At 51.0% G+C, this 13,052-nt stretch carries 10 protein-coding genes and 1 tRNA gene; 7 read left to right on the top strand and 4 right to left on the bottom strand.

The window, feature by feature from the left end; all coding sequences use genetic code 11:
- Window positions 1-207 precede the first annotated feature (207 nt).
- On the bottom strand, window positions 208-1,149 hold the full coding sequence (locus ACR0DU_RS01360; protein ID WP_480872054.1) for a response regulator: 942 nt from the start codon (window positions 1,147-1,149) through the stop codon (window positions 208-210).
- Window positions 1,150-1,714: 565 nt separating this feature from the next.
- On the opposite strand from ACR0DU_RS01360, the gene ACR0DU_RS01355 reads away from it, so the two are divergent.
- Both ACR0DU_RS01355 and ACR0DU_RS01350 read left to right on the top strand, forming a co-directional pair.
- Entirely contained in the window at window positions 1,715-2,455 is a 741-nt protein-coding gene (locus ACR0DU_RS01355; protein ID WP_319546932.1) for an acyl-homoserine-lactone synthase, read from the top strand.
- A 404-nt stretch (window positions 2,456-2,859) separates the two neighbouring features.
- Window positions 2,860-3,996: a response regulator gene (locus ACR0DU_RS01350; protein ID WP_480872052.1), complete on the top strand. Its 1,137-nt coding sequence runs from the start codon at window positions 2,860-2,862 to the stop codon at window positions 3,994-3,996.
- Between the two features lie 63 nt (window positions 3,997-4,059).
- Here ACR0DU_RS01350 and ACR0DU_RS01345 read toward each other — a convergent pair whose 3' ends face one another.
- Complete coding sequence (locus ACR0DU_RS01345) at window positions 4,060-5,310, bottom strand: cytochrome P450 (RefSeq protein WP_480872051.1); 1,251 nt, start codon at window positions 5,308-5,310, stop codon at window positions 4,060-4,062.
- A 385-nt stretch (window positions 5,311-5,695) separates the two neighbouring features.
- Here ACR0DU_RS01345 and ACR0DU_RS01340 point away from each other — a divergent pair, with 385 nt between their 5' ends.
- A complete protein-coding gene (locus ACR0DU_RS01340) occupies window positions 5,696-7,129 on the top strand; it encodes a sensor histidine kinase (RefSeq protein ID WP_480872049.1) in 1,434 nt (477 codons plus the stop codon).
- Window positions 7,130-7,964: 835 nt separating this feature from the next.
- On the opposite strand, the gene ACR0DU_RS01335 is transcribed toward ACR0DU_RS01340, so the two are convergent.
- Window positions 7,965-8,051, bottom strand: a tRNA-Leu gene (locus ACR0DU_RS01335).
- A gap of 130 nt (window positions 8,052-8,181) precedes the next feature.
- Between ACR0DU_RS01335 and ACR0DU_RS01330 the strand changes: the two genes are divergently transcribed.
- Window positions 8,182-8,841 (top strand): DsbA family oxidoreductase, encoded by a 660-nt coding sequence (locus ACR0DU_RS01330; protein WP_480872048.1) that lies wholly within the window; start codon window positions 8,182-8,184, stop codon window positions 8,839-8,841.
- A gap of 39 nt (window positions 8,842-8,880) precedes the next feature.
- Complete coding sequence (gene lipB / locus ACR0DU_RS01325; protein WP_480872046.1) at window positions 8,881-9,537, top strand: lipoyl(octanoyl) transferase LipB; 657 nt, start codon at window positions 8,881-8,883, stop codon at window positions 9,535-9,537.
- Between the two features lie 395 nt (window positions 9,538-9,932).
- On the opposite strand, the gene ACR0DU_RS01320 is transcribed toward lipB, so the two are convergent.
- Complete coding sequence (locus ACR0DU_RS01320) at window positions 9,933-10,352, bottom strand: HIT family protein (protein ID WP_480872044.1); 420 nt, start codon at window positions 10,350-10,352, stop codon at window positions 9,933-9,935.
- Between the two features lie 279 nt (window positions 10,353-10,631).
- Here ACR0DU_RS01320 and ctaD point away from each other — a divergent pair, with 279 nt between their 5' ends.
- Together ctaD and ACR0DU_RS01310 are read left to right on the top strand one after the other, a co-directional pair.
- The gene (ctaD, locus tag ACR0DU_RS01315) at window positions 10,632-12,290 is read left to right on the top strand and encodes a cytochrome c oxidase subunit I (RefSeq protein WP_010439338.1); all 1,659 of its coding nucleotides are present in this window, start codon (window positions 10,632-10,634) and stop codon (window positions 12,288-12,290) included.
- Window positions 12,291-12,438: 148 nt separating this feature from the next.
- Window positions 12,439-13,038, top strand: coding sequence for a 2-hydroxychromene-2-carboxylate isomerase (locus ACR0DU_RS01310; protein WP_170539067.1), 600 nt, complete (start codon window positions 12,439-12,441; stop codon window positions 13,036-13,038).
- Window positions 13,039-13,052 lie beyond the last annotated feature (14 nt).

Genomic DNA, 13,052 nt, shown 5'->3' with positions numbered 1-13,052 from the left:
GAGAAGAAGCTTACGGGTTCTTTCTCAGAGTTGTTGCCGCCGGGTAGGCACTGAGATCGGACGAAGTAGGCCAAAAGCACAAAGGTTGAACGTCTGATGAACGAGCGCGCGGATCTACTTAAACCAGAAAAATGAAAAACTCAGGGCGTTCAAATGTATTTTTAAACCAACAGCCTGGCCTTAAGCACCATCCATATATGCAGTTTTTCAACCGATATTCGCCGCTTGACGCTCCGACATTTCAGCCATTTCGACGGCCTTGTCTATCAAGAACAACGCCTCCATCTTGGTTTTGGCTTTAAGCATAACTTCTTCGCTAACTTGGAAGCCAATTGGCCGACCTGAAGTGGTGTCACTGGAAATTTCTTTCAATGCCTCCGGAAGCGGTGCTCCCAACTGGTCCACACTCAAATCAATTTGATTGTCATAGATCATCAAGAATACGCCATTTCCCCAATAGGTCGCTACTTTGCGCCCTTGCTGATTGGCTGTCAGAAGCGCGGTACCAGCTAAAGTCATGGCACTACGGAATTCACTGACCGTGCTCGTCTCATAGATTTGTTCGGCGCCTATGCATTTCACCGCCACAAGCTTTGCAGCCATGGAGTGCATCGTTGAAAGCTGAATTACGTAGTTCTCAAATTCAGCTAACCCAATGCAACCGGGCAAATCTCCGAAACATTGCGGATCACTTAAGCGAACGTCCGGACTATTGCCAAAACACAACTCAGAATCCGCTTCAGCTTCCAGCACTTCGATTGCGGCTCTGCGTTCCGCTGCCATTCTATAGGCGTCAGACAACCTCTGCTTCAGATCCGAGAACTCAAAAGGCTTTGTAACGTAGTCCGTTGCCCCAACTCCGAATGCTTCGTCGATGTACTCTTTTTGCACCATGGCGGTCACCATGATAATGGGCGTGTACGTGTATTCTGGTAATTTTCGCACTTCTTCGCAAAGAGTTATGCCGTTCATCTGCGGCATCTGCACATCCAGTAGCAAGCAGTCGAACGCTTCGTTAGGTCGTGACAGTATTTCAATGGCCTCTGGCCCACTTCTGGCGGTGACGACGTCTTTATAACCGAACGCGTCTAGAACTTTATCTAGCAACTCCAGGATGCTCGGATCGTCGTCTACAGCAAGTATACGCATAACTTTTCACCAATCTCTTACACCTCTCCAACCGTTGGGCATTGCAGACTTTAAGGCAACGGCTGGTTGGCGCATAAAACACTCAGGGATTACTCATCCTCTCTTATTTTCTCTTACGAAGGTGGCAAAACGGTGACATTAGGCGGACTTCCTTATGTCTGCACATTTTTTTTAATCTGTACAAATTTCTCAGCCCGAGAACGCAATTAGAAAAGTAACTACCTCCAAATTTGGATGTCATTTTGATGACTGCTTTTATCAGCAGTCAGGGTTGCCTTGAAATTTCATCAGACAGCGAGACGGCACTTGATCCAGCGTAAGCTCTAATTGAAAGAGCAAAAAAAAGCTTCTTTTCAAAATGTTGCTGCACACGCGGAAATGAATGAAGCCTACGGTTGAAAAGAAAAGTTAAAAAAACTTGCGTAATTGATCTGTCAGGGAACTCAACCATTGGGAGAGAGGAGATTTGGACACACCCATTCATCAATTCGGTTAACTACCGCATAGGTTGGTGGACTTGCCGAGCTGAATCTTGTCATAAGTGCGTCAATAATATGAGCAAAATATGGACCGTCCACTCAGGTTTAAGCAGACATACTCGGTCCCGGAGGGATTTCCGGAACTGACACCCGCTAACGCCACTTCAAGCGCTCCGAGTAAATCGGCGCGAATAGAAGTTTTCGCGGTTAGAAGTAGCCAGCCAATGCCACGTAGTGATGTTGGCAATATTCGTGCGACTACGCTTAGCTTTCGCAATATTCACGAGTATGGCCCACTGCTGGCAAAATACCTCGAAACCAGAAAGTCAATTTTTATAGATCAGCTAAAGTGGCAAGTCGGCGAAGCTGACGGGATGGAATTCGACCAATACGACACGCCAGCCTGTCGGTGGGTTGTGCTGCACGAGTTTGGTGAAATTTTGGCAGGTGTACGACTTCTGCCCACGACTGCACAATGCGGGGTATACAGTTATATGCTGCGCGACGCACAAAGAGGTATTCTTAAAGATATCCCATCTGACGTTCTGTTTGTTGAAGCCCCGGTAAAGCAATCTGTCTGGGAAGCATCCCGTTTCTTCGTGACAAAAGATGTCGCTTCATCACGCAGGCAGCAGGTTCAACAAGAGTTGTTTCACCAGATGACTACTGTCGCAATGGAAGGTGGTGCATCCAGCATATTGGGCATCGTTCCTTCAGTTTGGGCACGGTGGTCACGGCGTCTGGGTGTCAATGCCTCGCCTGTCGGCGCAAAGTTCTCTATCGATGGCACCGTCAGTCAGTCGGTTTTGTTCAACATCTACAAGTAAATTGATTAACCCCGCCGCTGGATGGTCTATTGTAATTTCTAACGCCCGACACTGACTTCATTGCGACTGGGGTTTATTTTCAGGCTATAGGGAAACCGTGGCTATAATGCATGTTAGCAGCGCTACCAGAGTTGATGCTTAAATTCCCTATCGCATTTCAATTCCGTTGTTTTGAGATCGTGAATTGTTCTTAGACACAAACAAATTGCCGAATAAATAGCACCAAAAAAGCGCCACGGCCGCTCAAAACAAAAAACAGGCAACTCGTCGCTGAGGCCGTTTGCGCCAAACAAAGGTCAAGAAAAAACCCCTTTCTACGAAGAATTTCTCAATTTTTGCCGCGGTTTCGACCCACTCACCTCATAGGTTCAACCCGTTATGAGGATATCGGCGGTTCACCAGTTATGAGACATTCCACATTTGGCAGTGATCGGTTCCAAAGAAATCTAGAGCATCGAGCACAAAGAAAGACCGCACTTACTGTACTGGCGGTTGATGATGATCCTGACATCTTGAAATTGCTCCAATCAGCGCTTCCTGAACTCGAAAACTGCAATGTGGCTGCTGCCAGTTCAGCTGATGAAGCGCTAGGGATGATAGAAGCAGCAGAATCCCCGTTCGACTGTCTGCTTGTTGACATTCAGATGCCTGGAACCTCAGGGATAGAGTTGCTTTCACAAATCCGGAACCTGCCGGAAAATCTGGAAACACCTGTCATAATGCTGACTGCACTGGATGACAGGCAGAACATCGAGAAGGCATTTTTAGAAGGCGCGTTTGATTATGTAACTAAACCCTTCGACTTCTTTGAACTGCGCAGCCGTATGAACGCTGCTCACCTTCTGATGATGGAGAGAAAGAAAACCCAATCCTCATCGGCGTCGATAGAAAATCTTCGCAGTGAATTGGATTTCAACCAGAAATTCAATTTCAAGGATCCTTTGTCTATCGACGAGCAGGAACAATGCTTGGGGTATGTCGAATTCGACAACTATGTCGAGCAGCTTTCACGGAGGCGTCGATTTGACACCTGGGTCACTGCAATCAAATTTCGTGACGCCGAGTATCACTTTGATCTGGGAAATTTTGGTGATTTTCGGCGATCTGTTTCCGACATTGGATTCTGCATTGAAAGAACAACACAGGCTGCTGGAGGAATGTATTCCTATCGCGGGAGTGGCACATTTCTCGTTGTTACACATGGGCGGGAACGCACCCAGAATATTCCGACCGAAGCTTTCCTAAACCAAGAACTAGGGACTGTTCTCAGCAACCGCTGCGCATCTGTCCATCTTAAAGTGGTGAAAGGTACACCGGTATCGCTTCGTTCATTTACGAAGGTTGGAGCATTCGCCTCTTTGGACATGGCTATCAAAAAAGTGAATCATCGCGAGGCCAATCTCAGAAAGGGCCTGGTTACAACTTCCTCCACATTTTCAGAGCCCACACCGGATCGCAAAGAAATGGTCAACGATAGATTGTTTGATGTAGTCTTGCGTGAGCTGTACGGCGATAACACTTACCTCACTCGCCGGCAGTAAGCTAATTCTGTCGCCAGGCCTGACGTCGATCAAAGGTCAGGCACTGGAGTGTAAATATCGACTTTATTCGCGAACCCGTTCGGCATTGAGGATGAGTGGGCCACTCGTACGCATGGTGAATGTCAAAACTGGTTCCGGTAATTCAGACTCTGTAATCGAAAAATTTATTTGGCGGAGCACCGAAGCCATAAGTACCATGATTTCAGTTTCAGCGTACTGAGCACCAATGCAGATTCTGGGACCATCTCCAAATGGAATGTACTGACCTCGAGGCAGTGTAGATCCCAAGAACCGTTCCGGTCGATAGTGGTCAGGAGCATCCCATAGTTTTTCGTTTCTGTGCAAAGAGTAAACTGGGAAGAACAGCGCGTCACCATTTGCAATCTTTACCCCTTTGATTTCAAGGTCGGCAGATGCGTCTCTAGCAAAGAACGCGGCTGAAGGGTAAAGCCGCAGCGTCTCTTTTACATGGGCGCGCAGGAGTGGCATTGCCTCCAGGTCAGAAAACTCGATTGGGCCTTTTGGGCGAACCGACCGAATTTCTTGTCTAACCCTAGCTTGCATATCTTGGTGCAGCGCCAGCAGATAATACCCCCAGGCCAGAGCGTTGGCGGAAGTTTCATGACCAGCGACAACAAAGGTTAAAAGGTTGTCGACGGTTGTCGCTTCATCTTCGAAATCTGTTTTCAACGCCTCAATCATGAAATCGAGGAAATCCTGTGGCTCGCTGCGGCATTCGGCGCGACGCTGATCAATGACCTGTCTGGCGAGGTTCCGCATATTAGTGACCGGGGCCAGGCTGCGTAGCCAATTCTTGCGCGGCACCCACTTTGGCAATCCCATTAAGTCGAAAAGAGACAAATCAGAAATGTACTCAAAATACTTGATCAGCCCCACGCGTATTTGCTCTGAACTGACTTTCTTGTTACCCGAAAAAATCACCCTAGAAATATTCGTCAACGTTGATGCAGGCGCAATTTGTGCAACATCTACGGGGCCTTCGTGTTCCGCCAATGAATCTGCAATCTCGACACCAGTCTCTGCAAAATGCCGAGCCAGAACCGGGAGGTTCCTGGCGGCGAATAGTGGAGAATACCTACGCCGCTGCTGACGCCATTTTTCCCCTTCAGAGAGTATCAACCCGTTGCCAACAGCCGATCCAATAATGTCTTTAGTGAACTTGGCTTTGGGAAACGAACGACCCTGCCCGACGAGTAATTCGGTTATCATTTCAGGATCGCAGATATAGTGTATGTTCAAAGGCCCGCGAACATAAGTTTCACGCAGAGTTTCGGCCGGGATGACTTCAAACATGTTTCGACCAGCGGACCTTGCAAACTGAAGCAGTGTCACCGGCTTTTTTGCAAGCCTAGCCGAAACAGGAGCGACAGCGCCCTGCCCCAACTTCGTAAATTCAACTGCAGTCAAACCCCAACCCTTTTAGATTTTCTCCTTCTTTCTGGCACATTAAGATAAAAAAAAATGCACTTAGCAACGAGATCATCAAATTTGGGCGCCCCACACTGCATTTGCGCAACAAAAATTTTTCAACCTCTCACACCAGAATCTTGCGTGAAACGCCAACAATCACGGTGGCCCTCAAAGGATTAGCGCCAAACTGTGAACCCAATTCAGACCAACTAAGTCCTCATTGTGCCGCTAATGGTACTGTCCAAGCGCTAAAAACGAAGACATCTAGATGACAGCCATCGACGCCAATCTGCCGGACCGGGACTCCGGTGAAACGGAAAACCGGCTTCTGCAAAACATCATAGATTATACTGCCATGAGCTTTGCGCTTCTGTGGCAGCGGCAGGCTATTTATCTGGCCACAACCATTTTGACTGCGTTCTTCTTCGATCCCATTAACGCCATGCTGTTCTATGGGACAATCCTCATTTGCGAAGCGCAAGATTTATTGCTGGCCAAACGTGTACCGCGCTTAAAGCCAGACCAGCACAAAGCAATTAGTATGATGGTTGTTTGGATTCTGTTGAACACGATCCTCAGCGCAGCTGCAATCTGCCTGTATGCTGTTTCAGTTGCTTTCGCACAGCCCGCCGGTGGTCACTTTACTCCAATGTTCTTCTTGTTTGCTGCGGCGTTGTTTGCAGCAATGAACAACCATCAGTTTCTGTGGGCAATGATTATCCGTCTGACCATGTACGGCGTATCGTTCATGTTGATTGTCGTCAAGGATATCTGGATCGAACGCCCCGAGCTTTCATCTGAACTCTGGCTGCACTTCTTCACCGTTATCTTTGTAATGTATTTTCTGATTGACTGTTCGGTGGTGTTTCTGAAGCTCTACCGCAGGAATTTGGAACAACTCGAAAAGCTCAAAGCAGAGCACGAAAGAACAAAAGCGGCCTACATTGCGAAAACTCAGTTCATATCGACAGTTAGCCATGAACTGCGTACGCCTCTCACTTCGATCAAGGGATCACTTGACCTAATCAACACAGGCGCATTGGGTGAAGCTCCAGAATCAATGCAAAGCCTCATTCATTTAGCAGGTAAAAATTGCGAACGGCTCGCATCCCTAATCAATGATGTGCTGGACATTCAAAAAATGGAAGCGGGCGAGATGAACTACCGTGAAGGAACTGTTGATGTACGTGCGCTGATTCAGGAAGCGATCGCCTGTAACATGGGATACACCAGTGCTCACAACGTAGAAATTGTAGAAGACTTAAGGGGAAACAATGATCTGTACGTTAAAGGTGATCCCTCCCGCCTTCTTCAGGTGTTGGCCAACATTATCTCCAACGCAGCTAAATTCTCCCTTGATGGAGGCGAGATAACCGTCGGATGCGAGAAAGTCGGCGAGAATATTCGCCTCTTCGTCAAAGACCATGGCATCGGGATACCTGAGGGGAGCCATGACAAAGTTTTCGATCGATTTTCCCAGATAGACTCCTCCGATGAACGTCACGCAGGCGGTACAGGGCTCGGGATGCACATTTCAAAGGAAATTGTTGAGCATTTTGGCGGAACAATAGACTACAGAAGCGAACTTGGTGAAGGCACAGAGTTTTTCATTAAATTCCCTGCGATAAGCGGACATGAAGTAGGTTCCACCGGAGAAGAGCACACCTCACTACCCTGCGCCACGCAACCGGAGCAACGATAACGAATTCCTGCCAAGCAATTTCGATGGCACATCACTTTGCATCTTTGAAGCAATCCCGTGATTCAGTAGCGGATTTTCGGTGGTGAAGTTATCCCTATGATCACAAGACCTCGTGGCACACTCGAGATCGTCAGTGGTAAAATGAGGGAGCCTGCATATTGCCAAAGCAGCTCCAAAAAGAAAATGCTGTCCCGATCATACGATCGAAACAGCACACTCGTTACCAAATACACTTCCGAAGATGCAGTAGATTTACAACTTTCGGCAAATAGGCCTACTACTTGCAGGCCGCGATGTTACTACGAACATCATAAGGGATGAGCTGTCCAAGCACCGAGAAATTCTCGTGTTTTGCTCGTTTTAGTTGTTCTAATTGATGTAAACCGGAAACAAAGAAGCCAATGACCGCCGGACTGTCAACATATTCAGCTTCTTCATCGATTGGGCGCACTCTATTTGAACTAATTCACTCAAATTTTGACGCCCAACTCTGATTGTATGGTCGTCACAGTTCTTAAGCCCGTATTGCACGTTTATCTCAATATTCGCGGCTAATCAGCCTTCACAAGTGCGGCAGCTAATTTCGTTGACGCACTCATACAGCCATTTAACCAGCAGTCGAGATTCATCCTCGATAAACAGTAATGGTGGAAGCCATTTATGTACTTGATCGGTTGTCAGGCACTCTACTCGACGATCGGTGGTATCAGCGCACGCGTGCAGAAGCAGCGAAAGCGACTACGTTGCGCTGATGACCAAATCACAAGCCTTTAGGTGGACCAAGATCGTTCACGCCAACATAATAAATTGAAATTACACAACGAGACGAATTATTTGGTGCGGTCGAGAAGACTCGAACTTCCACGGGTGTTACCCCACAGCGACCTCAACGCTGCGCGTCTACCAATTCCGCCACGACCGCACTGCCAATGACTTGATAGAGGGGCGTATAGACGCTGTGCCACGCGATGTGAAGAGGCAAAAACACAGCCGATTGAATTCGCGCGTTTTAGCCATATCTAAACGCGACACAATGCAATCTGGAGCAGCCCATGCCCTCGCTCGATCCCCGCCCTACCGTGCAGATTGATGTCGTTTCGGATGTGGTCTGTCCGTGGTGTATCGTAGGTTTTCGTCAACTCGATGTCGCGCTGAAGCAAGAGAATGTGCTGGCCCGGTTGCGCTGGCATCCGTTCGAACTGAACCCCAACATGGGGCCAGAGGGGCAGAACCTACGCGAGCATATTGTCGAGAAATATGGCTCGACGCCCGAACAAAGCCAGCAGGCGCGCGAGCGGTTGACCGCGTTAGGGGTCGAGCTTGGGTTCGCCTTCAATTTCACCGATGACAGCCGAATCGTGAACACCTTTGCCGCGCATCAACTGCTTGATTGGGCGGAAACGCAGGGGCGTCAGCATCCGCTCAAGCTGGTGCTGTTCGATACCTATTTCACCAAGCAACAGGATGTCTCTGACGTCGATGTATTGTTGGGCGCGGTCGAGGCGGCCGGGCTCGACCCGGAGGCGGCACGCGCGGCGCTTGAATCGGGTGCATATGCCCAGCCGGTGCGTGAGAAACAGCAGTTCTGGACCAGCCGAGGTATCTCGGGCGTGCCTTCGATGGTGTTTGGCGGGAAATACCTGCTGACCGGCGCGCAAGGCACGGACACCTATGCGCAGGTTCTGCAACGTTGCCTGGCCGAGGCCGCCTGACCCCTTCCCCCTGCCCCTCAGAAGGTCTAAGGAACCGACATGGAATGGAAAACCACTGACGGGCTGATCGACTACGACGAGGCCACCGCCTTCATGGAGGCACGCGTTGCAGCGATTGCGGCGGGCGAAGCGGATGAATGCGTCTGGCTGTTAGAGCACCCGCCACTTTATACCGCTGGGACCTCTGCCAAGCGAGAAGACCTGACCGATCCGGACCGCTTTCCGGTTTATGAAAGCAAACGTGGTGGTCAGTACACCTATCACGGACCCGGTCAGCGTGTGGTCTACGTGATGCTGGATGTGGGCAAACGCGGCCATGATGTGCGCCACTTTGTTCAGCAGCTTGAGGCCTGGGTGATCGCCGCACTGGCAGAATTCAATGTCACGGGTGCATTAAGAGAAGGCCGCGTCGGCGTCTGGGTGCAGCGACAAGACAAGCCGCTAACGATAGCAGGACAGACCGCCGAGGATAAAATAGCAGCCATCGGAATACGTCTGAGGAAGTGGGTTAGTTTCCACGGAATATCAATCAATGTTGAACCAGATCTGTCTCATTTCGGTGGGATTGTACCTTGCGGCATACAGGAACACGGTGTGACATCTTTGGTCGACCTCGGGCTTCCCGTAACTATGGATGACGTCGACGTGGCACTAAAAAAGACCTTTGATGATGTGTTCGCCTCCGAAGGCGTTTGAAAACTAGGTGATTCCACGTACTCGGAACGATCCGGAAACATTACCCAAACAACAATGCTGAATTTCGATGCGTTCTGTTTCGAAAATCATAGTGGGTTGTCCTTCAAATCGCCCTAATTCGCCTCAAATTCAGGGATTCTTCACATCCACTCCTTACAAACGCCATTTGACCACGTAGTATGTAATGACCGTTCATGAGTGAGTGGTGTGTTAACCGGTGATCGCAGGGCTGCCCAGCGAAATCCGAGAAGTGTTTGGTTACGAGTCTGCCGTTCCGACCCCATAATCGGAACGGCAATTCTCGTTTTAGGGCCTCGGTATTTTGTAAATCCCTTGCCTTTGCGGCCCTTCGTGCAGCTTATCGACCCCACGTGCCAGCGGAACTTTCTTGGAATTCAACCCAATGCTGCGCGGATTTTGTCAGCGTGTTCGGCAATCAGATCAAAATCACCCATCTTGCCCGGTGGACGCATCGATACGCCTTCGTAACGGGGCAGGACATGGAAATGTAGATGAAACACCTCCTGCCCGCCCGCAGCTTCGTTGAACTGCTGAACAGTTACACCATCAGCTTCAAACGCTTCCTTCACGGCCTGTGCTATTTTCTGAACCGTCGCTATCACTGCCGCAAGTTCTACGGACGACGCGTCCAGCATGTTGCGGCACGGTGATTTTGGGATGACCAACACATGCCCATCAGTGCGCGGCATGATGTCCATCAAGGCGACTGTTTCATCATCTTCATAAACTCGGTTCGACGGGATTTCCCCACGTAAGATCTTGGCAAAGACGTTTTCGGGATCATATTCAGTCATCACGGGCCTCCGGTATTGCGCTTCTTTGCTGTTCTGTGCCGCCCCCCGATGCGGGTCAAGCGGGATTCCCCCATCACCACTTGAATTCGTGGACTGCCCCCCCAAATCGCTAGTATCAGAGGTTGAAATGCCGGGCTGCATGGGCTGCCCGCGACAATTAATCTTGATCCAGATCAAACTCGGCCATTGAAGGTCGCCCCCTTGCAATCTAAAACCAGCAGGAATCCCGCGCGTTGGAGAGGTCCGACTGCGCGGTGTAGTTGCAACAGGAGGCACCTAATGGCAGACGCAGCCATTCATGGTCACGAGCATGAAGACCAGCGTGGGTTCTTTACCCGCTGGTTCATGTCGACCAACCACAAGGATATCGGGATTCTGTACCTGATCGTATCGGCGCTGGCCGGTTTGATTTCGGTTCTGATGACTGTCTACATGCGGCTCGAACTGATGCACCCCGGTGTTCAGTACATGTGCCTCGAAGGTTTCATGGCCGATCCATGTACCCCCAACGGACACCTGTGGAACGTCATGATCACCTATCACGGTGTCCTGATGATGTTCTTCGTGGTTATCCCGGCCCTCTTCGGCGGATTTGGCAACTATTTCATGCCGTTGCAGATCGGTGCGCCGGATATGGCGTTCCCGCGGATGAACAACCTGTCCTTCTGGCTGTACGTCGCCGGGACCTCGCTGGGCGTCGCCTCGCTGCTGAGCCCCGGTGGTAACGATCAGCTCGGTTCGGGCGTCGGCTGGGTTCTGTATCCACCGCTGTCCACGACCGAGGGCGGCATGTCCATGGACCTTGCGATCTTTGCCGTGCACGTATCGGGCGCCTCCTCGATCCTCGGCGCGATCAACATGATCACCACCTTCCTGAACATGCGTGCCCCGGGCATGACCCTGTTCAAGGTGCCGCTGTTCAGCTGGTCGATCTTTGTCACCGCGTGGCTGATTCTGCTGTCGCTGCCGGTTCTGGCGGGCGCGATCACCATGCTGCTGATGGACCGCAACTTCGGCTTCACCTTCTTTGATCCGGCCGGTGGCGGCGATCCGATCCTGTATCAGCACATCCTGTGGTTCTTTGGCCACCCCGAAGTGTATATCGTGATCCTGCCGGGCTTTGGCCTTATCAGCCATGTCATCGCGACCTTCGCACGCAAGCCGATCTTCGGTTACTTGCCGATGGTCTGGGCGATCATAGCGATTGGTGTTCTGGGCTTCGTCGTCTGGGCGCACCATATGTACACGGTTGGCATGTCGCTGCGTCAGCAGGCGTACTTTATGCTGGCTACGATGGTGATCGCGGTTCCAACCGGGGTTAAGGTCTTTTCGTGGATTGCGACCATGTGGGGCGGCTCGATCGAGTTCAAAACCCCGATGCTGTTCGCCTTCGGCTTCCTGTTCCTGTTCACCGTTGGCGGTGTGACCGGCGTTGTGCTGTCGCAGGCCGGCGTGGACCGTGCCTATCACGACACCTATTACGTCGTGGCGCACTTCCACTATGTGATGAGCTTGGGTGCAGTCTTCGCGATCTTCGCTGGCGTATACTTCTACTTCTCGAAGATGACAGGTCGTCAGTATTCCGAGTTCTGGGGCAAGGTTCATTTCTGGCTGTTCTTCATCGGCGCCAACCTGACCTTCTTCCCGCAGCACTTCCTGGGTCGTCAGGGCATGCCACGTCGCTACATCGACTATCCCGAAGCGTTCGCGCAGTGGAACTTTGTTTCGTCGATTGGTGCATTCATCTCGTTCGCTTCGTTCCTGCTGTTCTTTGGCATCGTGATCTACGCCCTGCTGCGTGGCGCGAAAGAGACGCGGCCGAACCCGTGGAACGAATACGCGGATACGCTGGAATGGACCTTGCCAACGCCGCCGCCTGAACACACGTTCGAGCAGCTGCCGAAGCAGGAGGATTGGGATAAAGGCCACGCGCACTGATCCCGACCTGAATGACAAGAAAACCCCGCCCATTTAGGCGGGGTTTTTTGTTCCTGCCTGACCTGTGTAAGCGGGGCAGTCGCCAGAACAGCAAAAATAGAGTATTCTGGTCCGGGCAAAATACCCGGCCAACCGAAAGGGATTTACGATGCCCGAGATCGACTTTTGGTTCTCAATAGGTAGCACCTACAGCTTCCTGACGATCAAACGCCTGGACGATTGGAGTGCCGAACACGATGCCACCGTGAACTGGCGGCCGTTCAATGTGCGGACCGTGATGTCAGAACAGCAGAACATCCCCTTCGCCGGCAAACCGATTAAATCCGCTTACATGTGGCGGGATATCGAACGCCGGGCGGCCAAGTATCATATTCACGCCAACTTGCCTGCGCCCTACCCAATCTCGGACCTCGCATTGGCTAATCAGGTCGCCCTACTGGGAATGACAGAAGGCTGGGGAAAGACGTATACACAATCGCTCTATGCTCTCTGGTTTGAAGACGGCATAGAAGCCGGGTCCGAGACAGCCATCACCGAAGCCCTGCATCGTTGTCAGCAGGACCCCCGCCTAGCCCTCGCACGTGCGCGCAGTCCGGACATTGTGCAATCTCTCGAAAACGAGACCAACACTGCCATCCAACTGGGTGTGTTTGGCGCACCCAGCTTTGTCGTGCGCGGCGAGGTGTTTTGGGGTGATGACCGGCTGGACGACGCGTTGTCATGGGTGCGTGTCGGACACGTTGTGTGACAGATTGCACTTCG

Source organism: Ruegeria sp. G2 (genome assembly GCF_056533505.1).
The sequence above is the reverse complement of the archived record's forward strand: the minus strand, read 5'-3'. Positions and strand labels throughout refer to the sequence as shown.